The 24704-nt window shown below is 45.5% G+C and carries 19 protein-coding genes, 1 tRNA gene and 1 other RNA gene; 3 read left to right on the forward strand and 18 right to left on the reverse strand.

Annotated features, from left to right (window positions below):
* The first annotated feature begins 400 nt into the window (after nucleotides 1–400).
* Nucleotides 401–850, forward strand: a complete 450-nt coding sequence (locus WH45_RS20315) for a hypothetical protein (RefSeq protein WP_046216250.1) — start codon at nucleotides 401–403, stop codon at nucleotides 848–850.
* 31 nt (nucleotides 851–881) lie between these two features.
* Here WH45_RS20315 and WH45_RS20320 read toward each other — a convergent pair whose 3' ends face one another.
* The 16 genes from WH45_RS20320 to WH45_RS20385 all read right to left on the reverse strand — a co-directional run bounded on the left by WH45_RS20320 (nucleotide 882) and on the right by WH45_RS20385 (nucleotide 20956).
* Complete coding sequence (locus WH45_RS20320) at nucleotides 882–1631, reverse strand: phosphodiester glycosidase family protein (protein WP_046216251.1); 750 nt, start codon at nucleotides 1629–1631, stop codon at nucleotides 882–884.
* Nucleotides 1632–2083: 452 nt separating this feature from the next.
* Nucleotides 2084–3244 (reverse strand): cobalamin-independent methionine synthase II family protein, encoded by a 1161-nt coding sequence (locus WH45_RS20325; protein ID WP_046216252.1) that lies wholly within the window; start codon nucleotides 3242–3244, stop codon nucleotides 2084–2086.
* A gap of 359 nt (nucleotides 3245–3603) precedes the next feature.
* The gene (locus WH45_RS20330) at nucleotides 3604–3927 is read right to left on the reverse strand and encodes an RNA-binding domain-containing protein (RefSeq protein ID WP_046216253.1); all 324 of its coding nucleotides are present in this window, start codon (nucleotides 3925–3927) and stop codon (nucleotides 3604–3606) included.
* Nucleotides 3928–4081: 154 nt separating this feature from the next.
* Nucleotides 4082–6466, reverse strand: a complete 2385-nt coding sequence (locus WH45_RS20335) for a S8 family peptidase (protein ID WP_046216254.1) — start codon at nucleotides 6464–6466, stop codon at nucleotides 4082–4084.
* Nucleotides 6456–7574 carry an AAA family ATPase gene (locus WH45_RS20340; RefSeq protein ID WP_046216255.1) on the reverse strand — a complete coding sequence of 373 codons (1119 nt, stop codon included), beginning with the start codon at nucleotides 7572–7574 and terminating at the stop codon, nucleotides 6456–6458. Before WH45_RS20340 ends, WH45_RS20335 begins: the two co-directional genes overlap by 11 nt.
* 359 nt (nucleotides 7575–7933) lie before the next feature.
* Nucleotides 7934–8299, reverse strand: a transfer-messenger RNA (tmRNA) gene (gene ssrA, locus WH45_RS23275).
* Between the two features lie 164 nt (nucleotides 8300–8463).
* Nucleotides 8464–8589, reverse strand: coding sequence for a hypothetical protein (locus WH45_RS24105; RefSeq protein WP_268748581.1), 126 nt, complete (start codon nucleotides 8587–8589; stop codon nucleotides 8464–8466).
* A 102-nt stretch (nucleotides 8590–8691) separates the two neighbouring features.
* Entirely contained in the window at nucleotides 8692–9174 is a 483-nt protein-coding gene (smpB, locus tag WH45_RS20345; RefSeq protein WP_046216256.1) for an SsrA-binding protein SmpB, read from the reverse strand.
* A 309-nt stretch (nucleotides 9175–9483) separates the two neighbouring features.
* Nucleotides 9484–12147, reverse strand: coding sequence for a ribonuclease R (gene rnr / locus WH45_RS20350; RefSeq protein WP_046216257.1), 2664 nt, complete (start codon nucleotides 12145–12147; stop codon nucleotides 9484–9486).
* Nucleotides 12148–12775: 628 nt separating this feature from the next.
* Nucleotides 12776–13006, reverse strand: a complete 231-nt coding sequence (gene secG / locus WH45_RS20355; protein WP_046216258.1) for a preprotein translocase subunit SecG — start codon at nucleotides 13004–13006, stop codon at nucleotides 12776–12778.
* A gap of 334 nt (nucleotides 13007–13340) precedes the next feature.
* Nucleotides 13341–14645 carry a phosphopyruvate hydratase gene (gene eno / locus WH45_RS20360; RefSeq protein WP_046216259.1) on the reverse strand — a complete coding sequence of 435 codons (1305 nt, stop codon included), beginning with the start codon at nucleotides 14643–14645 and terminating at the stop codon, nucleotides 13341–13343.
* Nucleotides 14646–14936: 291 nt separating this feature from the next.
* On the reverse strand, nucleotides 14937–16478 hold the full coding sequence (gene gpmI / locus WH45_RS20365; RefSeq protein WP_046216260.1) for a 2,3-bisphosphoglycerate-independent phosphoglycerate mutase: 1542 nt from the start codon (nucleotides 16476–16478) through the stop codon (nucleotides 14937–14939).
* Complete coding sequence (tpiA, locus tag WH45_RS20370) at nucleotides 16479–17231, reverse strand: triose-phosphate isomerase (RefSeq protein ID WP_046216261.1); 753 nt, start codon at nucleotides 17229–17231, stop codon at nucleotides 16479–16481. It abuts the gene before it with no gap.
* 71 nt (nucleotides 17232–17302) lie between these two features.
* Nucleotides 17303–18484 carry a phosphoglycerate kinase gene (locus WH45_RS20375; protein ID WP_046216262.1) on the reverse strand — a complete coding sequence of 394 codons (1182 nt, stop codon included), beginning with the start codon at nucleotides 18482–18484 and terminating at the stop codon, nucleotides 17303–17305.
* 268 nt (nucleotides 18485–18752) lie between these two features.
* Entirely contained in the window at nucleotides 18753–19757 is a 1005-nt protein-coding gene (gene gap / locus WH45_RS20380) for a type I glyceraldehyde-3-phosphate dehydrogenase (protein WP_046216263.1), read from the reverse strand.
* Between the two features lie 170 nt (nucleotides 19758–19927).
* Nucleotides 19928–20956 carry a sugar-binding transcriptional regulator gene (locus tag WH45_RS20385; protein ID WP_046216264.1) on the reverse strand — a complete coding sequence of 343 codons (1029 nt, stop codon included), beginning with the start codon at nucleotides 20954–20956 and terminating at the stop codon, nucleotides 19928–19930.
* A gap of 247 nt (nucleotides 20957–21203) precedes the next feature.
* On the opposite strand from WH45_RS20385, the gene WH45_RS20390 reads away from it, so the two are divergent.
* Together WH45_RS20390 and clpP are read left to right on the forward strand one after the other, a co-directional pair.
* Nucleotides 21204–21278 (forward strand) — tRNA-Arg (locus tag WH45_RS20390).
* Between the two features lie 373 nt (nucleotides 21279–21651).
* The gene (clpP, locus tag WH45_RS20395; RefSeq protein ID WP_046216265.1) at nucleotides 21652–22248 is read left to right on the forward strand and encodes an ATP-dependent Clp endopeptidase proteolytic subunit ClpP; all 597 of its coding nucleotides are present in this window, start codon (nucleotides 21652–21654) and stop codon (nucleotides 22246–22248) included.
* 196 nt (nucleotides 22249–22444) lie between these two features.
* Here clpP and WH45_RS20400 read toward each other — a convergent pair whose 3' ends face one another.
* Both WH45_RS20400 and WH45_RS20405 read right to left on the reverse strand, forming a co-directional pair.
* Nucleotides 22445–23614 carry a PdaC/SigV domain-containing protein gene (locus WH45_RS20400; RefSeq protein ID WP_046216266.1) on the reverse strand — a complete coding sequence of 390 codons (1170 nt, stop codon included), beginning with the start codon at nucleotides 23612–23614 and terminating at the stop codon, nucleotides 22445–22447.
* Nucleotides 23615–23909: 295 nt separating this feature from the next.
* Nucleotides 23910–24668, reverse strand: coding sequence for an SIMPL domain-containing protein (locus tag WH45_RS20405; RefSeq protein WP_046216267.1), 759 nt, complete (start codon nucleotides 24666–24668; stop codon nucleotides 23910–23912).
* Nucleotides 24669–24704: the final 36 nt, after the last annotated feature.

The raw sequence follows: 24704 nt of genomic DNA on the forward strand, positions 1-24704 counted from the left end.
TGATAAATCCTTTAATAAGGCTACTTAAACTTTCTAACCCGTAAATAGTAAAAGAAACAATTGTGCAAGTCAGATATAGTGTTGCGATAAGTATACATCGGTTTGCAAAGATACTTATATCAAAGTTGAACAATTCAACAACAAAGCAGACACCCATTGATGTCTGTTTGTGTTGTTACATCTAAGAGAAAGACTATACTTCGTTCACTAATCTTCATCAACCTTTTGTTTTTCCCTCTTCACTAAAAAAATAACATTATATTAATGCTATTATTTTGGAATTATGAATATAATTCCCGCTGTCTTGCTATATTTTTCACAAAGAAAAATTGACATAATTTTTTTATTAAAGAAACTTTGTATCAATTTCTCTCGTCTAACTTATAGAAGGAGTGATGTAATGAATAAAAAAATAACTTTATTGATTGTATTTGTTTTATCTACGGTCGCTTTGTCAGGATGTAGTAATCCATCGACTACCTCCTCCTCAAATAACCAACCTGCATCCAGTACTAGTATTACAAAGCAAGATTCTCAACAAGCCATGTTAAACGAGTCTCAATATGCAGGAAGCGAACTTGAACTTATAAAACTGATTAACTTATCAACTCAATATACTAATGATCAGAATAAAGATGCGTATATGAAGCTTTTAACTTCTGATTCTCCCATACAAGGGATCATGGGAAAAGGAAAGATTACAAATGTAGAGATCAAACATATTGGTGATATAACTAAAAATCAAGCTTCTATCTCTGCAGATGTTACTTATGAAAATAATAACCCGACTTCTAAAATCTATACTTTTAAAAAACAAAATAACAAATGGTTATTAGCTGATTTTGATTAAAAAAGCTGCGCCATATAGGCGCAGCTTTTTCTTATATCCATTCAGTGGCACTTACACGAACCATGGAAAACACTTGTCTTGGGATACCTCCTGATGGATTATAATTAGTTGCTACTGGATTACCATTTCGAATAACTGCATATTTCATTTGAGTTGAAGAACCACCATCTAGCATTACCGCTAAATTACAGCCGCGAGCGATCATAAATTTACGTACAGTCCAAGCATCCGCACTATCAAACGCTACCAGCCAAATTTTTGAACCATCCCATCCAATAGCTGTTCTTTCATTCTTAGATCGAGGTGCGAAACGGAATGCATTTTGGGTTTCTGCAACAGCATTTGAACAATCTGTAGCATCACCGTTACCATTAATATCCGCATAATATTTATCTATGCTACCATAAGCAACATTTGGAAATAAACTATATCCACCAATAGCCCATTTTACATTACTAAGATTGGCTTCACTAGCATAATCTACAACTCCAGTAGTCACAGAAGAACCTCCGCCGTAACAAAAAATGGTTCCACGTTTTGTGGCAATTCCATTACACGCTTGTCCAGTGCGATTACCACCTGTTCGTACTGCAACTCCATTTTGCATAGCAATACCTGTTAATGCTGAGCCAGAAAAAAATGTTCCATTGACTCCAAAATAAGCTTGGTCAACTACTGCTTTAGCACCAATGTCTACAATTGAAATTGCAGCTAAGTCAGTTTTAATTGCGTGTACAACGCTTCCCTCATAGTTGTATTGAAGATGTTGGGCAGTTGTCATAAAAATCCTCCTAAAATTATTTTTAAATTATTAGGGATATTGCTAAAAGCAACGTATCCCGCGTCGCTTTCTAGCAATAATAATTTATAAGAGATTTTCACCTCTTACTATAAAGGAGAATTTATTGACCAAATCACAACCATAATTATAATTTTTCATTATTTTTTTAAATATGTACTTATAGTTTATACCGCTATTATTGTTTTGACTTAAAATAATTCCTAAGTAATTTATTACTTAAATGCTCATTGTTTAAATAATTTTAATAAAATAAGAGTCATCAGATTAAAATCTATTTCTATCAATATGTACACTTTATTTTTAAAATCATGAAGAAAGCTGCCAACCAAATTCCGGGTCAGCAGCTTTCTTCATTTTACATATAAGAGCAATACTGCATTACTTGGATCCATTGCAGCATACTACTATTATCCTTAAATTAATTAAACTATTTACTTCGCCCAGTACTGCTTCGCAATCCGCTTCCCCTGATCGATCTTCGCCCACTGCTCCGCTTCTGTCAGCTCGTTACCGCCATCACAGGACGCAAAGCCGCACTGGTGAGACAGCAGCAAACGATCCTTGTCGATAATACTCGACGCTTCATCCAGCAAGCGCAGTACACGCTCTTCATCATCCAGCGTGCTGGTCTTGGACGACAGCAGTCCCAGTACCACTTCCGTCTCCGGCTTGTCTTTGAACACAGCCAGCGCTTCCAGTGAACCTGCACGTTCGTCATCCCACTCCAGGAAGAAACGGTCGTATTTCAGCTGCTTCAGGAACAGGTTGGCGATCTTCACATACGAGCCGCCACCCATGTTACGGGAATCGTAGTTACCGCGGCAGTTGTGCGTCCACATTTTCAGACCGAGGCTGTGACCGTAGTCGATGATGATGTTGCTGATATCGATAAATTCCGCTGCCAGCTTCTGTACCTGCTCCTGATCGATATTCTCACCGGTATATGGAGAGTTCGGATTATCATCTGCAAACAGCTCCCACAGGCAGTCATCGAATTGTAGAATTTTACCGCCCGCTGCAGCAAACTCCTCCACGAATTCCTTGTACGCTTTGACCAGACCTGCTTTTAGCTCCTGCTGCGTCTGGTACACGGCATCTGCGCCACCAATATTATCCGACCAGGACAGCTCCCCGAAAATGTGGGATGGAGAAGGAACACACAGCTTGGTCTCCCGATCGCCAGCTTGCTCTTTCAGCTTTTTGAATACTTCGATAAAGTGGTGATTCTTGCCGCCCAGTTCACCGGTGATGCGCAGTCCGATATCTTTGCGCGTCTCGTACTTGGAGCTGCCGTCCGTATCACGGAAAAAGTATCCATGATCCGCAATATACCGCTCAATCCCCTGGAATCCCCACACAAAGTCCAGATGCCACATCGACTTGGAATACTCACCATCTGTGATGATCGACAGGTCATGCTGGATTTCCTTTTCGACCACAGATTGGATCGCTCGGTGTTCACACTCTTGGTAGCCATCGAATTCCTGGTAGAACGGGTATTGGATATCGTCACGGTGTTCGATTTGCGTTTTATATTCTAGCAGTTCCGCTGGACGCAGCAGGCTGCCTACGATTTGAAATTTATCACTCATTGTAAAGTCCCCCCTTGGTGTGAATTGTGCTTGGTTATAGTCTTTTGATTGTAGCATGAGGGGGATGGTTTTTACGTAAGCTTAAAAGTCATATCTGGTTATAGGTTGGGGCTATGGCAGAGTAGAATGAATTTGATAAGGCATCGTAAGCAGTAAGAATACTCACCTTCTGATCCATCTGATATGCTATTTAAAGTTTAAAACAAAATAATTATTGATACTGAGTATTTCCTTCTGCCTACAAATAAAAGCCTGCTTATTGGGCAGGCTTTTACTATAGAAATGAGCGAAGTAAAGCTCTTGCAGACATACATAATCCAAGTTTCGGAAGATCTGATAGTAATCTTCGCGGTACCTGCTCATCTATACTCAAGGAGCACAGACTCTAACCACTTAGGTACCAATTCAAAAGGTTTATAACTAAATTTTATTTCTGGCTCTATATTTTGTCGAACTAAGCTTTGGTAATCTGCATTATCTTTAAACTCATTTCGAGGAATACTAAAATACTCTCTCTTTCCATCTGATAGATGCATCACTCCAATAATTATGTATCTTTTACTAGCCTCAGTATTAGCGTTTGCCCTTGCTATAATATCTCTCAATAAGCTTTTAATATGATGATATTGTTCTCGCTTAAAGTCTACGTGAGTACCTTCATTTTCATAACGTATAATGTTCATTAATTCCACGTTATCATCCCTTTATTAATTTCCGCATTAAAATAGCTCACACCACGATCCAAAGGCAGATTAAATTAACTTATACCTGGCAACGAAACGTGCTATGAGCTTATGCATTATTTTCACCAAAGTAATTGAGTTACAAACATGAAAATTAACCTTGTACATCTCCATCAAGACGAATATCAATATTTTGAGCAAGTTTAATATTTCGATGGACGAAATTATTAACATCGAGAAGTTTAGATACCTCTTGATAAACAGGAACCGTTTTTTGAGGATCTCTGATCGTCAAAAGCATACAAAACTCTTGTGTTAAATCTGACCTTTCGTTTGCAGCAAGACGTTCAATATTTGAGCGAAATAATCCTTCAAGCTTCAAATACCAATTTTTTGGAGCTACTAAGAATTTCTCTTTGTTTGCACCAGTCATCTCTGTTAGATCGAGAGCATATTTTTTATTGGGATAAAATTTATCTCCGTATTTTACAAGCATCTTCTCGCGATTAGAGAATGCTTGCAATGATCCAACAGATTTCTTTTTGCTGAACAAATCAGACTTTAATAAATTCTTGGCTTTATCTTTCCCAAGTTCGTTTTTTATATTTGGCTTAGTAGTATCTCGAAGCGTTTTTGTATCATAGGTTCCAAACTTAACCTCTATGTTGGACTGGCAATACTCGGCTCCTTGTTGGCTGTCAAGTATAGGATTGCTCACTAATGTTAAAATCACCTGTCCATTGTAAAATCCTTGCTCGTCGATTAGAGACTCTGGATATGGAAAGTCCAAAATTTCTAAATACTCACCTTTACTTATACTATCTCGTAAAACAACAGTAATTTCATGGGGGTTGTTTAATAACATTGTTTCTGCGATTCCGGGTAACCCAAAACCCATATGGTTAAGTTTTTGATTAATTTCAAGATTGGAATCACCAGGATAAACCGCAGAATGAATCATAAGTGCTTTGATAAGAAGAGGATCAAAATCTTCTTCCAATTTCAACTGCAAGTCTGCTGCCACAGCTGAAACTCTGGGTGTGGAGAAGCTTGTTCCTACAGCCCGTTTGATTGAACCGTTCAATCCTAAAGAGTTTATGCCATTTACAGAAACGTTACCATCAGCAAATCCACAGTTCCCACCATAGTGAACCAATTCAGGCTTAATGATATAAGATGGTCCTGGACCGATTCGGCTAAAAGGAGAAGGCATATGAATATCCGAAAGGTCGCCTACATTTTGCGAATGAGCTATTGAGCCTACGGTTAGTGCTCGAACTGAATCTGCGCCTTTCGTAATTCGTCCAACCGGCTCTTTACATGAAAAGTTATTGCAGTTGCCGGCTGACTTAACGATAAGAACTTCATTCTCATCCTGTATATCGTCGAGTGCAATACCAAAATCCGAAAATTCGTTTGCATCGGCCTCATTACTGCTTCCCAAAGACATGTTCCAAACTTTAACCATGTCTTTATTATCCTCTATAGCTTCCCTTATACGTTCGACTAAATCAACCTCAGATATTCTCTCTTTTGAAGTGTCTGGAATCACAGTAGCGTCAAATAGTCGACACCCATCAACACCTGTAAAACGCCTCTTCTCTAAAATATCTCCAAAAGCAACAACCCCGCCAACAAAAGTTCCATGACCTTTATTGATATATTCTTTAGGGACACTGGAATGCGACTTACCAAGTATCCAAGGGTCTAATTGAGCATTTTTTTCTATTCCTGAATCAAGTATGCCTACTAGGGGATACTTCACGTTTGAGTCTGGTTTTGGAAACTCAAGGCTTTCGTCATTCAAAATACTATCTTCTACAATTTCGAACATTGGCATCGGGTCTATAGACAGGGTGCCATTGAAATCAGCAATAAGTTGAATTGCTTCTAACTCATCCACAATGATTTCATGAACAGTTAAAGTTTTGGAATAGCGTATAGACTTCTTTAATTCAATATGCTCACTTGAAAGGACTTTATTCTTAAATGCCTCTTCTACTCGAGAATTTGTCCGATAGTCTTTATAATCGAATAACTTAACTTTTAACACATATTTTTCGCCTTGCTCACTTAATCTTGATACATGATCTAAATTCACGTCAAATGCTGTAATTTCTTTGATAGCCGAAATTGCTCGAGCATTATTTTCATATCTTGAAATATTTCTTATGATTCCTTTGAATTCATTTGTATCATCGATTCTTATCAAGAGTTCATCATCGTTAGATAAACCGATAGCTTTTTCATATTCTTTTCTTTCAAACAGTTCAATAATCTCAGAGCGATGCGATTTAGCTAACGCCTCTTCTAGCATTTTGGCTTTGATAACAACTGGAATTGCTTGATACTCACTTGTTTTTTTGTCAACAATACTCTCAAGTGCGCTCAAGTCATTAATTAATGTCTGAGAACGAATTGCAAGTTCCTCTCCTCTGAGAACCCACGCAGGAAGATTACCACTTCCTCCTCCCTCTGTTTGTCTATCATCAGTCACTTCTCGCTTCTGAATAATTTTGATCAGATAATTATTCTCCATTTTTACTCTCTCCATTCGAAGATAAGTTATTTCTAACCTGTCGCAAAGAAATGCTCAAAAGACGAGCGATATCGTTTTGTCTTGCTCCATTGTTGTATAGAAATATAGTGGGAGTTACTTGATCTTCCTTATAATTTTTAAATAAATAAAGCTCATACAAAAAATCAATATAATCCAAATATTCTTTTTTCGACACAACTGCACTTTTGATTGTGTTGTAGCAAATCGTTCGGATATCTGAAGGAGCCAAATCTGCTAGAGCTTTTGCAGCTTTTCTTAACGCTTTTGAGTCATCTTTAAATGTGTACTTCATATTCTCTAGGTACAACCGAATTAATTGAATACGCATATCTTCATTTGGTCGAGGAACTTCAATAGTTACCGAAAACCTTCTCCAAACGGCTTCATCTAATAACTTTTCATGATTAGTCGCACAAATCAGTATATTGTTCTCCGCAAAAGAATCGATGTTTTGAAGGAGACTGTTGACTACCCGTTTAAGTTCTCCTACTTCATTTTCATCCGTTCTCGCTTTGGCGATTGCATCGAACTCATCTAAAAATAGAATACATGGTCTTTCCTTCGCATAGTCGAATATACGTCTTATATTCTTAGCAGTACTTCCAAGAAGTGAAGAAACCATACTGTCTAGTCTCGCTACGACCAAAGGAAGATTTAACTCTTGTGCAATAAGTTGAGCAATGCTTGTTTTTCCGCATCCAGGCGGACCATACAAAAGTAACGCCTCGGATAACTCGATCCCAAGTTCATTTAACTTACTCCTATTTTGAATAGTTCCTACATAATTTGCTAACTTTTGCTTTGTTACGTCAGATAAAACTAGTTCAATTTTGTCTTTTGCAGTCGGTAAAAATATATCGACCATATCCATTTGACTGTCCTGATCTGTCGGTTTTGATAAAAATTCATCCATATATACAGGATGTGCTGATTTGTCAGCTAATGCCCTTTTTATTCTTTCCGCATATCGAGTTTCTCCTTTCTCATTCAACTTTTCGATTAATAATCGTGAATAACTCTTCACTTTATCTTTATTCTTATCTAATCCACCTTCGATAATTTTCAGAACTTCATTTCCAAATTCCAACTCTAACACTTCCAATCACGTTTTAATCGATTTTATTTCAATTTTTGCTAAATAAATTACGTTTTTCGCGAAAATAATTGCGCTTTAACACGATATTATACCATTACAATAAATAAATCCACACCTTAATTTACAACAATTATTCATTCTATACTGTGCACTTTTCTAAGTTTTTCAGGTGTGTACATAGTCATTATTCTTTTCTTGATCTCAATCTTAATTACCACTTACAACATTAGAACTTCCTCTTATTCATAGTCAGCTATACCACAAACCCCACAACCACGTCTTTCAACCAACCGCTATAAATCCAAACAACACAAAAACGCCCACCAATTGGTGGACGTTTCTTGTAGTAAATATGGAGGCGAGGGGAGTCGAACCCCTGTCCGAAGATAACGCAACACAAGCTTCTACGGGTGTAGTCACAGATTTAATGTCACCCGAGTAGCGCCCTGTAACCGGCTCTACGTTGGGTCAGCCTGATTATCTTCTTCAGCACACCCCAGGCGGAGATGTGACAGCGTAGCCCACTAAGAGTTGGGCCCTCATCCTGGCACATGGGCGATGCGAGGCGAGAGCACGCTCACAGGTTATTAAGCTGCGAAAGCGTAGTTAGTTTGTTGTTTGCCGTTTAATAGGCTTTAGCGTTGATAAAGCGGACGCGTCCCCACTACCCGCTACTCATGCCCGACCTACCCCCGTCGAATCCAAAAAACGCCCCCTTGATAAAAAGGGATTGGATTAAGACGAATTCGAGAACATGAGTCTCGTTATTCGAAAACAATCATCCATGCAGTCTTTCCCTCCATAGAAAGGACTGCACCGGGCAAATTCATCGGCGATCCGGCACGTGGCCAGATGCTTTTGCATTTCCCATAGACTCTGATTATACCACATTTGGCTGCAAATGGGTAGCTGTACAGGCAGATTTCCTGTCGTTTCCAGCCAGCTGACAGGGAATACCAATCGGCTTGCTGCCGATCCGATCATCCTGCTGTACACCAGCTCTCACCAACAAGTCACCATCTGCCAAGAGAGTCATTTACCATATCGGTTATTACCCTCATTTCCGGGAATCTAACCTCTCACCAGCTACCCTATTCTTCTCTGCAGCCTAGCGGCTGATCTTCTGGCTGTCACGCACTGCGCGCTGGATATCCCGCTGGGCATCCCGCTTGGCGGCTGTTGCACGCTTGTCGTGCTGCTTCTTACCTTTACCGAGGCCGATCAGCAGCTTGGCGTAGCCGTTGCGGATATAGATCTTGAGCGGTACCAGCGTATAGCCGTCACGCTTGGATGCGCCGATCAGCTTGCTGATCTGCTCTTTGTGCAGCAGCAGCTTGCGCGTACGAGTCGGATCGGTCGGATTGCTACGGTTACCCTCTTCGAACGGGCTGATATGCATATTGTGCAGGAACACTTCTCCATTACGAATCGTGGAAAAGGCGTCACTGATATTCGCGCGTGCGCGGCGCAGCGACTTGATCTCGGTACCGGTCAGCACCATACCGGCTTCGTACGTATCCTCGATAAAGTAATCGTGGGAAGCTTTTTTGTTCTGTGCGAGTACTTTGCTTTCACCTTTTTTGGTCGCCATCTGTATTCCTCCTTTCCCGAAAAATGCCCTGTCACCGCAGGGGATTGTGGTCATTTATTGTAGCAAGCGATCCGGGGAAAAGCAAGAAGGCCGGGGCCTCGCTTACGGGTCCCGGCACTGCCTGCTTGCGGTCTGCTGCATGAGGCATCTCTACTTGCTGGATATGCCTCTCCCGTCTCTATTTTATCCTGTATGCCCATTGTCTGCATCTGTACCGGTGGGTGACCTTTGCCAGTCCGCTGCTCTCATCTTGGCAGAGCGGATCGTATGAAGCCGGTCCATGCCGGTACATATCACAGATGATGTGGCTTATTCCGGACTTTGTGTTGGGTTCTTTTTCTTGCGGCGGCGCGGGCGTCCTGCCGGTGCTCCTGCTTCTCCTGTAGGAGCTGCCGGACTCACGGCTGAACCCGGGCCTGCGTCGGTCGCTTTTTTCTTGCGGCCGCTGCCCTTTTTGTTGGAGACGACAGGACTGTCATATCCACCCTTACCGGAGCCAAAGGCAAAGCTGCGGCCCTGACCGCCGCCACTGGATGACGGGGAAGAGAAACCGATGCCTTTATCTTTTTTCCGTTTGCGCTTGCCTGCTGCGGCTGTTTCTCCTGCTGCCGGGTTAGCTGCAGCAGATGCCGCTGGTGCTGCTTTGGCCGACTTGTCTGTTTTAGGACCTCTGGCGGCTTTGGCTGCCTTGCCGAAGCGCTCGGCTTTTTTGGCGTTTTTGTTCTTGCCTCTGCCACCGCGCTTCTCACCATTCGGGGCACCCTGTGCTCCGCGTCCGCCACGGTCACCACCGCCGCGTGCTCCGCGATCTCCACCCGTACGGCGATTGCTTTTCGGCATATCGGTCAGTTCAAAGTCGATCGTATGATCGTCCATATTGACGTTGGCGACGCGAATGGTCACGCTGTCCCCGATACGGAATACGCGGGAAGTACGCTCCCCGAGCAGTACCATATGCTGATCGTCGAAATGATAATAATCGTCGGTCAGCATACCGAGGCGGATCAGACCCTCAACCGTATTTTCCAGTTCGATAAACATACCGAACCCGGTCACACTGCTGATAATGCCTTCGAATTCTTCGCCGACTTTGTCCAGCATGTATTCGGCTTTCTTCAGCTGATCCGTATCACGCTCGGCATCTACCGCTACGCGCTCGCGCTCGGAAGACTGCTGGGCGATGTCCGGCATCCGGCTCTCCAGATAAGCCTGACGCTCCGGTGTAAGTCCGCTGCCGCCATTCTCGATCACTTCACGGATGACCCGGTGAATGACCAGATCGGGATAACGACGGATCGGGGAAGTGAAGTGGCTATAGTACTCGGCTGCCAGACCAAAGTGACCGGTGCTGTCTGCGGAATACTTGGCCTGCTTCATTGACCGCAGCATCATGGTGCTGATCACGGTCTCTTCCTTCTCGCCCTTGATCTGCTCCAACAGCTGCTGAAGTGCCCGCGGGTGGATCAAATTGCCTGTTCCTTTGACCGCATGGCCAAAGTTCGCAGCAAACGCCAGGAAGCCCTGCAGCTTCTCCTGATCCGGGTTCTCGTGAATACGGTACAGGAATGGCACTTTGAGCCAGTGGAAGTGCTCAGCGACCGTCTCGTTGGCTGCCAGCATGAATTCCTCGATGATCTGCTCAGCGACCGAACGCTCACGCTTCACGATATCGATCGGCTTGCCTTTTTCATCCAGAATGATCTTGGACTCTTCAAAGTCAAAATCAACGGCGCCGCGGCGAATCCGCTTGTCACGCAGCTTCATGGCGAGCTCGCGCATCAGTCTGAAGTCGTCGATGAGCGGAGCATAACGTTCCAGCAGCTCCGGATCTTCATCTTCCAGAATGCGACGTACGTTTTTGTAGGTCATTCGTTCCTTGGTCTTGATCACACTGGTGAAGATGTCATGGCTGACTACCTTCATGTTCTCGTCGAACTCCATCTCACAGGAGAGCGTCAGACGATCTACCTGCGGATTCAGACTGCAGATCCCGTTGGACAGGCGATGCGGCAGCATCGGGATAACACGGTCTACCAGATAGACGCTGCAGCCGCGATTGTAGGCTTCATTGTCCAACATAGAACCTTCACGCACATAATAGCCGACATCGGCGATATGGACGCCCAGACGGTAGTTGCCGTTCTCCAGACGCTCGACGTTAACCGCATCATCCAGATCCTTGGCATCTTCGCCATCGATCGTCACGATATTTTTGCCGCGCAGATCGCGGCGTCCCTGCTGGATAATCTCTTCTTGGGTAATCTCATCCGGCGCAGCCTGCGCTTCATCCATTACTTCATCAGGGAAAGCTTCCGGCAGCTGATGCTTGCGGATAATGGAGATGATATCGACACCCGGATCATCCTTGTGTCCGAGTACCTCGATTACGCGTCCTTCAGCTGCTGCGCGGCCTTCCGGATAGTTGATAATCTCGGCGACAACCTTCTCTCCGTCCACCGCTCCACCAAAGGACTCTTTGGGGATAAAGATATCGCGGTTGATCCGCTTATCATCCGGCAGCACAAAAGCATACGTATCGAGTGCCTGGAACACACCTACGATTTTGGTGTTTTTACGAACGAGTACACGCACGACGACGCCTTCCATCCGTCCACCGGACGTATTGCGGGAAGTCACCTTCACCAGTACGGTATCTCCGTTCATGGCTGTGTTCAGGTCATTGGCATTAATATATACATCCCCATGCTCCCGGTCTTCCGGAATCAGGAAAGCAAAGCCCTTGGCGTGAGCCTGTACGCGTCCACGGACCAGGTCCATGCGCTCGGGTACGCCGTAAGCGTTCGCACTGTTCACAACGATATCGCCGGCATCTTCCAGCTTGTTGAGCAGCTTGACCAGTTCTTTGAAATCCGAGGCATCCTCAATCTGAAAATGCTCTTCCAGCTCCTGGTACGTCATGGGTTTATATGCGTCAGTACGCATGAATGTTAATAGTTGTTCTTCTGTAATCATTGGTTTCACCTCGGCCAACCGTCAGCAGTGATTATGTGCATCGGGTTCGTATGTAATCCTCATTTGCGATGCGATACAAGCGGATCTGTGTCGGTGATGAAGAAGATCAAACCCAGTCCGCTCACATGATCTCTGCCCTTTCCTCTTCAGGCGGTTCATGCTCTATTTAGTATACACATACCCTAGTATACACTAAATTAATCGAAACCCCTTATTTCCGATCAAATATTCAGTATGAGCCTGTTGTCCCGTAGTGTTACACGAGCCAACTCTGGCGTCCTTTTTTTCATAAATGACTTGCCCTCTTCACTGATGGACTGCCGAACAGTCATAGGCAGCTCGGCTCATTTAAACCATTCATTTATAAAAAAAGGCGGTCCATCTGTCACTCTCTCCTTGGTAAGGAGTGACGAATGGACCGCAAAAGGTCTTGCACATCATGGACTTCGGTCTTGCTTCAACTTACATGGGAATAATGGACAAGCTCGGGAACAGTTCCAAGTATAGCCCGGCTCTATGAACTCTTTATGAACAGACTGCATAAAAACAGCCCGTTACAGTGAAAAATAATCTTCACCATAATGAGCTGTTTTTGCAAAACTGAAGCGAGTCTTCATGACTTGCCTATTTATCTAAATACAGCAACCAGAACCGCCAGAATGAAGAAACCTGCTGCCAGACCGATCGTTACGCGCTGCAGTACCAATTCCATCCCGCGTGCTTTGGTTTTGCCGAAAAGCTGCTCAGCGCCGCCGGAGATGGCACCGGACAGGCCAGCACTTTTACCTTTTTGGAGTAATACAACGAGAATTAGACCAACGGAAAAAATAGTGAGCAAGATTTGCAAAGTTGTTTGCATGAATTCCACCTCCTAGAGCGAATGCGCCGAACATCTATAAATGGTATAAAATCACGAATCATGTTATAGAAACAGCATTTATAGTTTAGCATAAATTCGCGCCGTATAGCAATGGCTGGAAGCCGGAACGTATCTGAATGAGCAATAAAAAAAGCCAGCCACCTGCATATGCAGATGGCTGGCGGTGCGGTGATACGACTCTTTTTACGGCTAAGTAGCGGCCCAGACCGTTCGAGCGCCATATCACCGGCACGTATATTCAGTATAAACAGAGCAGTTGGCGCAGTCACTTTTGGCTGATATCAGCTAAAGATGCTGCGGACAGAAGCAATAATTACTTCGTCAGACCTCTGTGCTCAGTCAGGTTGTAGAAGGATTTCAGGCCATCGTACTTCGCCAGTTCACCCAGTTGATCTTCGATACGAAGCAATTGGTTGTACTTCGCGATACGGTCTGTACGGGAAGGAGCACCTGTTTTGATTTGACCAGCGTTAGTCGCTACAGCGATGTCAGCGATTGTGCTGTCTTCGGATTCACCGGAACGGTGAGAGATAACTGCTGTGTAACCAGCGCGTTTCGCCATTTCGATTGCATCGAATGTTTCTGTCAGAGTACCGATTTGGTTAACTTTGATCAGGATGGAGTTACCGATGTTTTCTTCGATACCACGGCCCAGACGTTCAGTGTTCGTTACGAACAGATCGTCACCAACCAGTTGAACTTTCTCACCCAGACGCTCGGTCAGCAGTTTCCAACCTTCCCAGTCGTCTTCGGAGCAGCCATCTTCGATGCTGATGATTGGGTATTTTTCTACCCATGAAGCCAGCAGGTCTACGAACTCAGCGGAAGTGTAAGATTTACCTTCGCCTGCCAGCTCGTATTTACCGTTTTTGTAGAACTCAGTGGAAGCTACGTCCATACCCAGGAATACGTCAACGCCTGGTTTGTAACCCGCTTTTTCGATTGCTTCAATGATGGAAGTCAGTGCTTCTTCATTGGAAGTGAAGTTAGGAGCGAAACCACCTTCGTCACCTACAGCTGTGTTCAGGCCTTTGCTGCTCAGTACGGATTTCAGGTTGTGGAAGATTTCAGCACCTGTACGCAGAGCTTCTTTGAAGCTAGTAGCGCCAGCAGGGATAACCATGAACTCTTGTACGTCAACGTTGTTGTCCGCGTGCTCACCACCGTTGATGATGTTCATCATTGGTACTGGCAGTTGTTTTGCGTTGAATCCGCCCAGGTAGATGTACAGTGGCAGGTCCAGAGCTTCTGCAGCAGCGCGTGCTACAGCCATGGATACAGCCAGGATTGCGTTAGCACCCAGTTTGCCTTTGTTAGGCGTTCCGTCCAGCTCGATCATTTTGCGGTCGATCAGCAGTTGATCTACAGCGTCCATGCCGATAACTTCTGGAGCGATAACTTCGTTTACGTTTTTAACAGCGTTCAGTACGCCTTTACCCAGGTAACGGGATTTGTCGCCATCGCGAAGCTCAACAGCTTCGTGTGCACCAGTGGAAGCACCGGATGGTACGATTGCGCGGCCCATTACGCCGGATTCCAGATATACTTCTACTTCAACAGTTGGGTTACCACGGGAGTCGAGGACTTCGCGTGCGTATACGTCAGAGATAATCGTCATGAGTAAAAAGTCTCCTTTTTAGGTAAGTAATTTGGATTTGTATGATCCTTGATTTATAAAATGAAGCCGAAAAACAGGCCCACTTCCTGCAAACCGGTCAGCAGGCGATATTTATCAGCGTCCATTACGGAATGGGATTCGATGACATGAGCTCGGTCATGATTGGTGCACACAGATTTCCTCGCGGCTGCAAGTGATCAGTTCACAGCCGTTCTCATCTGCTGATCCTGCACGCATGACACCTGCCTCGAATTCATTCGTATTACGGTGCTGCATCACACTGCAGCTGGTTTACTTGCGGCTGGAAATGATGGAAGTACCCGTCATTTCTGCCGGCTTGTCAATTTGCAGCAGGTCGAGGATCGTTGGAGCGATATCGCCCAGGATTCCGCCTTCACGCAGGATTACATTTTTGTCGGTTACGATAAATGGAACCGGATTGGTGGTATGGGAAGTCTGAGGACGTCCATTCTCATCAATTTCAGTCTCGGCGTTACCATGGTCAGCTGTAATCAGCGCCACGCCGCCTTTTGCCAGAATCGCTTCCACGACACGACCTACACATTCATCGGTTGTCTCGACCGCTTTGATCGTCGGCTCCAGCTTACCGGAGTGACCAACCATATCCGGGTTGGCAAAGTTCAGGATAATCGCATCCTGTCTTTCCGCTTCGATCTCGGCGATACAAGCATCCGCCACTTCACGCGCGCTCATCTCCGGCTGCAGGTCATAAGTGGCGACTTTAGGAGAGTTAATCAGAATACGAGTCTCGCCTTCCAGTTCCACATCACGTCCGCCGCTGAAGAAGAAAGTAACGTGCGGGTATTTTTCGGTCTCGGCAATACGAAGCTGTTTCTTGCCATTTTGTACAAGTACTTCACCCAGTGTGTTGTCGAGACTCTTCGGTCCGTAAGCTACATGTCCGTGAACCGTATCGCTGTATGTGGTGAGACATACATAATACAGATTCTTCGGATAATCGCCACGGTCGAAGCCTGCGAATTCAGGCTGTGTGAACGCCTGGGACAGCTGGATCGCACGGTCAGGACGGAAGTTCAGGAAGATTACGGAATCTCCATCGCCTACAGTTCCTACCGGTTGTCCGTCTGCATCGACGATCACGGAAGGTTCTACGAACTCGTCGTATACTTCCTGAGCATATGAAGACGTCACTACAGTCAGTGGATCTTTGAACTGAGGACCTTCACCGTAAGCAATCGCACGGAAAGCTTTTTCTACACGTTCCCACCGTTTGTCACGGTCCATCGCATAGTAACGTCCCTGTACGCTGGCAATTTTACCGATGCCTACGCTACTGATTTTCTCAGTCAGCTGTTCCATGTACTTTTTACCGCTGTCCGGCGATACATCACGTCCGTCCAGGAACACATGGATCAGTACATCTTCAAAGTTTTCTGCTTTTGCCATGTCGAGTGTAGCGAACAGATGGTCAATATGACTGTGTACGCCACCATCGGACAGCAGTGTAAATACATGAAGTTTTTTACCGCCGGATTTCGCATTTTCGAATGCGCCCTTCAGCACTTCATTTTGGAAAAATTCTCCGTCACGGATCGACTTGGAGATGCGGGTCAGATCCTGATATACGATGCGGCCTGCACCGATATTCAGGTGACCGACTTCCGAGTTACCCATCTGCCCTTCCGGCAGACCTACCGCTTCACCGCAAGCAGTGAGGGTAGTGTGAGGATATTCAGTCATGTAACGGTCGTAGTTCGGCTTCTTGGCCTGGGCAACACCGTTGCCTTCCATTTCTGCGCGAAGACCGAATCCGTCCATGATAATTAGAGCTACCGGTTTTGGTGCTGACATTTACTTCGCCCCCTCAACCAGCTGAATGTAAGACTCAGGCTGAAGACTGGCACCGCCGACGAGTGCACCGTCGATGTCGCTTTGTCCCATGTACTCCTTCACGTTCTCAGGCTTCACGCTGCCGCCGTATTGAATACGAACTGCGTTTGCCACTTCTTCGTTGTACAGGTCTTTCACTACGCCGCGGATGTAAGAGATAACTTCATTCGCATCAGCAGAAGTGGAAGATTTGCCTGTTCCGATCGCCCAGATTGGCTCGTAAGCGATAACGGTTGCTTTGGCTTGGTCTGCGCTCAGACCGGCAAATGCACCTTCGGTTTGTACTTTACATACATCCTTGGTTTGATCCGCTTCGCGCTCTTCGAGCTTCTCGCCCACACACACGATAGGAGTCAGACCGTGACGGAATGCTGCCTGTACTTTTTTGTTGACGATTTCGTCTGTCTCAGCAAAGTACTGACGACGCTCGGAGTGACCGATGATTACATAGTCCACACCCAGGTCTTTCAGCATTACGCCGCTGATTTCACCAGTGTATGCGCCGTTGTCTTCGAAATGAAGGTTTTGTGCGCCGATTTTGATGGAAGTGCCTTTTACAGCTTCAACCAGTGCAGGCAGGTTGGTGAATGGTGCGCAGATTACGCTCTCTACGCCTTCTACCTCTGCTTTGCCTTTGATGTCTTCGATGAATGCTTTGGCTTCCGGAACGGTTTTGAACATTTTCCAGTTGCCGGCAATGATTGGTGTTCTCACTGCTGGATCACTCCTTCTATTCCATACTTGCGGGCTCTGATTGCAGCCTGCATACTGCCTCTATTGTAAACTTATTTATCGTTGAGTGCCACAACGCCCGGAAGCTCTTTACCTTCCATGAATTCCAGGGAAGCGCCGCCGCCTGTAGAAATATGGTTCATTTTATCAGCCAGGTGGAACTTCTCAGCTGCTGCTGCGGAGTCACCGCCACCGATTACAGTGTATGCGTCTGTTGTTGCACAAGCTTCAGCGACTGCACGTGTACCATGGGAGAATGGTTCGATTTCGAATACGCCCATTGGTCCGTTCCATACAACCAGCTTGGAATTTTTGATTACATCTGCATAGATTTCACGAGTTTTCGGTCCGATGTCAATACCTTCCCAGTCTGCAGGAATGTTACCAACTTCAACGATTTGCGTGTTTGCATCTGCGCTGAAATCATCGGAGATTACGATATCTACCGGCAGGTAGAAGTTTTTGCCCAGGTTTTTCGCTTTTTCGATAAAGCCCAGTGCTACATCCAGTTTGCTTTCATCCAGCAGAGATTGGCCAACTTCATAACCCTGTGCTTTCATGAAAGTATAGGACAGACCGCCACCGATGATTACGTTGTCTGCCAGGTTCAGCAGGTTGTCGATTACATCGATTTTGTCTTTAACTTTGGAACCGCCGATGATCGCTGTGAAAGGACGCTCCGGATTGTTCAGGGCTTTGCCCAGTACATCCAGTTCTTTCTCCATCAGCAGACCGGATACAGCCGGCAGGTGGTGAGCGATACCTTCTGTGGAAGCATGAGCACGGTGAGCTGCGCCGAATGCATCATTTACGAACAGGTCAGCCAGTTCAGCAAACGATTTGGCCAGTTCAGCATCGTTTTTCTCTTCGCCTGGGTAGAAACGTACGTTTTCAAGTACCAGTACGTCGCCTTCCTTCATGTCAGCGATTTTTGCTTTTACTGCATCGCCGATCGCTTCGTCAGCTTTGGCTACCGGTTTGCCCAGCAGTTCGGACAGACGCTCAGCCGGAGCTGTCAGACGCATGGATTCAACCACTTCGCCTTTTGGACGGCCAAGGTGGCTCGCCAGCAGGATTTTAGCGCCTTTTTCGATCAGGTAGTTGATGGTTGGCAGTGTCTCGCGGATACGCTTGTCATCCGTAATTTTGCCATCTTCCATTGGTACGTTGAAATCGACACGTACAAATACCACTTTGCCAGCTACTTCTACATCACGTACACTTTTTTTGTTCATTCGTCGTTCCTCCATGTCCGTATTTTGAACAGATTGCCGGGGTCTGCACAGCGGTCCGAATAACCGATGGACATGATTTTCCCGGGATCATCCCGATCGTCTGCGTCAGCTGCTGCAGCCCGTATACAATCTATCAATAGTAAAATCAGGAACAGCTTATTGCCAACAACTACGGTAATCCGCCAGATGTTGACTTAGAAAAAGCGGAAACAAATGAGATCTGTTTCCGCTTTATGGAATTAATATTTATTCCAGCTGCTGTTTCGTATTAGGCTTTGTTTGCAAAGTACTCCAAAGTACGAACCAGTTGAGCTGTGTAGGACATTTCGTTGTCGTACCAAGCTACAGTTTTAACCAGCTGCTTGTCGCCAACTGTCAGAACGCGAGTTTGAGTCGCATCGAACAGGGAACCGAAAGTCATACCTTTGATGTCGGAAGATACGATTTCATCTTCAGTGTAGCCATAAGTTTCCGGATCGGAAGCTTCTTTCATAGCTGCGTTGATTTCTTCAACAGTTACGGATTTCTCCAGAACTGTTACCAGCTCAGTCAGGGAACCAGTAGCTACAGGCACACGTTGTGCTCCGCCATCCAGTTTACCTTTCAGTTCTGGAATAACCAGACCGATTGCTTTAGCAGCACCAGTTGTGTTAGGAATGATGTTTTCAGCCGCTGCACGAGCACGACGGAAGTCACCTTTGGAGTGTGGAGCATCCAGAGTGTTCTGGTCGCCAGTGTAAGCGTGGATTGTAGTCATCAGACCTTCAACAACGCCGAATTTGTCTTGCAGAGTTTTTGCCATAGGTGCCAGGCAGTTTGTTGTGCAAGATGCACCGGAGATAACTGTTTCAGTACCATCCAGGATTTCGTGGTTTACGTTGTAAACGATTGTTTTCATGTCGCCAGTTGCTGGAGCGGAGATAACAACGCGCTTAGCGCCTGCTTTCAGGTGAAGCTCAGCTTTTTCTTTTGTAGTGAAGAAGCCTGTGCACTCCAGTACGATGTCTACGCCAAGCTCGCCCCAAGGCAGTTCTTCAGGGTTGCGGTTAGCCAGAACTTTAACTTCTTTGCCGTTTACTTTGAAGAAACCATCATGTACTTCAACGTCTCCGTTGAATTTACCTTGAGTAGTGTCATATTTCAAAAGATGCGCCAGCATTTTAGCGTCAGTCAAATCGTTGATTGCTACTACTTCGATACCTGCTACGTCTTGAATACGACGGAAAGCAAGACGTCCGATACGTCCAAAACCGTTAATACCAACTTTAACCATGAGTTAATTCCTCCTAGAAATAAGTTTATGATTTATTCAATCAAGACATGACCCTCTCGAGCCTGTCAAGACAACAATAATAAGATGAAGCTTGTCTGCCTGCTGCCGGATAAGACAGTGCATGTCATGACACAGTCACAAGCATAACACTGATTCGTCCCGGGAAACCACTACAGCTCCTTGACGATCTCTCTGGCAGCGGCTTCGTCAATGACCAGGATATCTTCCTGACCGAATTTAAGTACAGCATGGATAGATTTTGCTTTGCTGCGTCCGCCTGCTATTCCAATGACGACTTCAGCGTTGGCGATATCCTCCAGCTGAAGTCCGAGTGTCAGCATATGATGCACAGTCTGACCCTCTTCATTGAAATAATGACCAAATGATTCGGCCACGGCTCCAGCGCTGCGGATCTCCTCTACCGTCTGTGGGTCCAGTCTCCGGCGCCGTACCATTTCCATCGCATCACCGATGCCATGAATAATGATTCTCGCCCGCCGGATAAAATCGACAATCTCACGGACATTCTGATCCTGATACAGCAGCTCGTAAGCATCTCTGCGCAGCAGATCAGGCACATGCAGCAGCCGGTACTGCGCACCTACACGCTTAGCCATGGTAGAGACGATGGAGTTAGCCTGGTACTCCATGTTCTCGCCCAGTCCGCCTCTTGCCGGTACGAACCAGGCATCCTTTAGAGGTGCCGGAAAGGTCGGGCTAAGCTGCTCTGCCACTTCGGCAAGCGTAAAGCCGCCGGTTACAGCCACAATATCATTTTCACGAATCACACTGAGCAGGGCTTTGGCGCCAGCTCTGCCAAGGTTCTGCTTGGTACTGGCTGATGTGTCACTATCTCCAGGTACAATAACAACCTGTCTTAGTCCATACACATCACGAATGCGATCTTCCAATACGGACAATCCGAGCAACTCTTCCATAATCGGTTCAAGTTCCTCCAGCAGCTCTCTGCCTGCTTCACTGATCCTCATCCCTGTACTCTCGATCTCGAGTAATCCCAGAGCTTTGAGCAGGTCGGTCTCAGCTCGCAGTACCCGTTCCGTCATATTGAGGGAAGTAGCGAGCGACCTTCGCCCGACCAGCCCCGTCAGCATGACCTGATGTAGGATGGTGTATCTTTTTTTCAGTACCTCAGTGAGATCGGGCAGAAGCTGCTCTTGTATTTCAAGTAATTTTCGCATGCTTTCCACTCCTGCAACTTGTCTCGCTCAGTGTAATTGGAAACCTAAATGAATCAGGCTAAGTACTATGGACTCAAAATGTCCCGGCATAACTTTTTAAGTCCCACGTCTATATTAACCAATTTTCGCGTTGGAAGCAAGTCTTTGCGACAACTAATTGTGGAAGGTATGCGTGATAAATATTATGGAAGCGCTGCTTGCTTTTTAGGTTTATTTCATCTATACTAATTCTTGCTGTTGCTTATCTGCGCCCGTGGTCCAATGGATATGACGTAGGCCTCCGAAGCCTGAGATCCAAGTTCGATTCTTGGCGGGCGCGCCATTTAATCTTTTTTGCAGCAGACATTCAGAGCTTCATCGTAATCCATATATATTATCGCATGATTAATTACATACTTTTTTTCGAATAATAGAACGCATAACCAGCCCAGGCTGGTTATTTTTGTATCTGCATATAGATATGATTGGCAGGCGGGACAGCATTTGTCCATAACTGGCAGCAAACAACCCTCTTCATCATTAACCCATTTTTTATCATTTCAGGCATTTTTACAGCTAATAGTTTGACCATCTTTGACTTTTAGTTTGAACTATCCTATAATGTGGTAAGAACAATTGAATTAATGATGTTGTTTGAAGTAATGATCCACTATATAATCACACTTATTATGATTGTAATCTAAGGAGGGTTTCTAGTGAGTTATATCCCAATGGTCGTTGAACAGAGCAGCCGTGGTGAACGTGCTTATGACATTTACTCCCGTCTGCTGAAAGACCGTATCATTTTCCTTGGTTCCGAAGTCAATGATATGGTAGCTAACGCAATTATTGCACAGATGCTGTTCCTGGAAGCTGAAGACCCTGAGAAAGATATCCACCTCTACATTAACAGCCCGGGCGGTTCCATTACTGCAGGTATGGCTATTTACGATACAATGCAATTTATCAAAGCCGATGTATCTACAATCTGTGTAGGTATGGCTGCAAGTATGGGCGCATTCCTGCTGAATGCCGGCGCCAAAGGCAAGCGTTTTGCACTGCCTAACAGCGAAGTGATGATTCACCAGCCGCTGGGGGGAGCTCAGGGCCAGGCAACGGATATTGAGATCCGTGCACGCCGCATCCTCAAAATGCGCGACAAGCTGAACAAAATTCTGGCTGAACGTACAGGACAGCCGCTGGAACGTATCGAAAAAGATACTGACCGTGACTATTTCATGACTGCGGCCGACGCTCAGGAATACGGGCTGATCGACAAAGTCATCGAAAAAACACCTCCGCAAGGAATCTAAGCCGGCTAACTGCCTGCCTACCCAAAGACCTCTGGATATTTACCCGGAGGTCTTTTTGTTTCATAAATAATGGTCTGCCTGTGATTCCATCTATCCACACTGAAAGAATAAACGAACATAGAAAAGAACCTGTTCCATCTCATAATGATGGAACAGGTTCTTCGTGCTTGCCTGTACGGGCTATTTGCTGTACAAATCAGGATTGGTAGGCAGACAGCGGGTTGGTACCGGATTTCAGCAATTGGCTGAATGTAAAGTCAATTTGGGGATTGCCTGCTGCGCCCGGTGCGATATCATACTTCTGGAAGAAGATTGTAAAGCCGCTATCAGTCAGATAGTAGTTGTCCAGATATTCGCTGGATTTTTTGCTCAGATCATTGAACTGCTCCAGGGAAAGTCCTTCGGTATTCGCATTTTTCTTGATATGAGTCTGAATCAGTTTTTGGATGTCCTGGCTGTAGTTCTTGTTGGACTTGAGCAGATCGGACAGCTGGATCGCTTTGCCGTCTTTGAGCGAGAATGTCATGCCGGTCAGTATGTTGTCTCCATGTGCTCCGCCCAGATATTGATAATCAGTCAGCAGGAAGCTGATTACGCCGTTACGGTTGTAAGTGACTTTGTAGCCGCCATCGATCTCGTAGAACATATCCTTGTTGGTCGGTGCGCCTGCTTCTTTGACCTGTTTTTGCATAGTGGTCAGGAATTTATCGTAGTGTGCTTTGAGCGCTTTGTTGATCGCTGTCTGAGCCGCTTCGTTCTCTACTCCGGATACTACCGGATAGACAATATTTACATTGGTATATTTGTTCTGGATCGAGGATTCCAGCTTGGCTCCGGTCACTTCCACATCATTCATGCCTGCAGCAGTCACATTAACCGTGCGTGTGGAGTTGTTCCACAGGGCACGGTAGCCAAAAGGCTCTGTAACAGCCTTGATCGCTACATAGGTGGTTCCTTTGACTACACTTGCATCGTAGCTGTCACCTACTGCACTGCCATTTAGACGCACAAATACACTGTCTTTGTCGTTCAAGTCATAGCTGACCTTGTTTTTGCCTTTGGTAATGGTTGCTGTATGTGCTTTGGAATCGTAGGTGATCGTTGCACCTACCGTTTTTGCTATGTCTTTGAGCGGGAGCAGTGTGCTGCCCGATTTGCTCAGCATACCTTTCGCGGAAATGGCTTTGCCTTCTACCTGTACATTAATCACGGACTTGGTCGATGAGGAAGTGCTCGCCGCGTAGGCGGATGATTGTGTAAGCGGCAGCGTGGTTGCTGTTCCTGCAGCCGTCAGGCTCGTCGCCAGTACGATCGCCGATAGTTTTTTGAGATAGGTTGTATTTTTCATGTTCTGATACTTGTCCATAATTGATCTCTCCTTCGAATAGGTCGATTGCAACAATGTTTAGTATACCGATAACCGGGTCATTTGAATTTACAAACAACTTAACAAGGATTTACAACATAGTCATGCGCGATGAATCAAAAGTAATAAAAGTGTAAACAAACTTCCCTGCCGGAAGAATGCAGGTATCCGGCAGAAAAGTTTCTATTTTCGGCACATCGCCGGTTTAATAAACTTCCGTTATACTGAAACGATGGGAGGGTTGGTCCGTATAATAGTTACAATACTGACGATTTTACCCTTTCGCATCCACAGCTTATTTCATAGCATATTGAACGTTAAGACTGATGTTCAATTCCACTGTCCCCGGTTCAATCTCAGTCTGTTTGTCGGAACGTGCAGATTCCATCGCACCGCTTTGGGCCATATATACCGGTGGAGCTTCAACACCCGCTTCACTTACGGATACCAGATCTCCCAGTGTACGATTTGCCGCTTTGGCAATAGATCCTGCTTTGGCTGCAGCGTCTGCCATCGCTTTTTGGATCACCTGGTCTTCATAGGTTTTGGGATTCTCCACATTGAAGCTTACCGAACCTACATTGTTTGCACCGGCTGCCGAAGCTTCATCCAGCAGTGCGCCGAGCTTATCCATATTGCGGTAGGTTACCTGCAGCGTATGATACGCCGTATAGCCTGTAACTTTTTGCTGATCTTTCGCGTTATAACTGTAGTTCGGCTGTACATAGAATTGCACGCTCTCTATATCCTTGGCTGCTATCGACCATTTGTTTTTTAGCAGATTGTTCAACTTGCTCATCTTCTGGGCATTGGCAGCCTGTGCCTTGGCTGCTGTAGCAGCTGTAGTCTGCACACCGACCGAGAGGTAAGCGACATCCGGTTTGACGGATAACTTGCCGTTACCGCTAACGTTGATTGTGCCTGCCATTGTGGTCATCGAAGTTGTCTCTGCAGCATAAGCGGTGGAAGCACCAGGCAGGCTGACGCCCATGCCTACACTTGTAAATACGGCTCCGGCTAACAGCAAGGACGCCATATAGTGATTTTTTTTCATAATATTCACCCTTTCTTGTTCATACTTAGTAAACGG

Origin of the sequence: Paenibacillus wulumuqiensis, assembly GCF_000971965.1 — a bacterium.
Lineage (GTDB): Bacteria > Bacillota > Bacilli > Paenibacillales > Paenibacillaceae > Saccharibacillus > Saccharibacillus wulumuqiensis.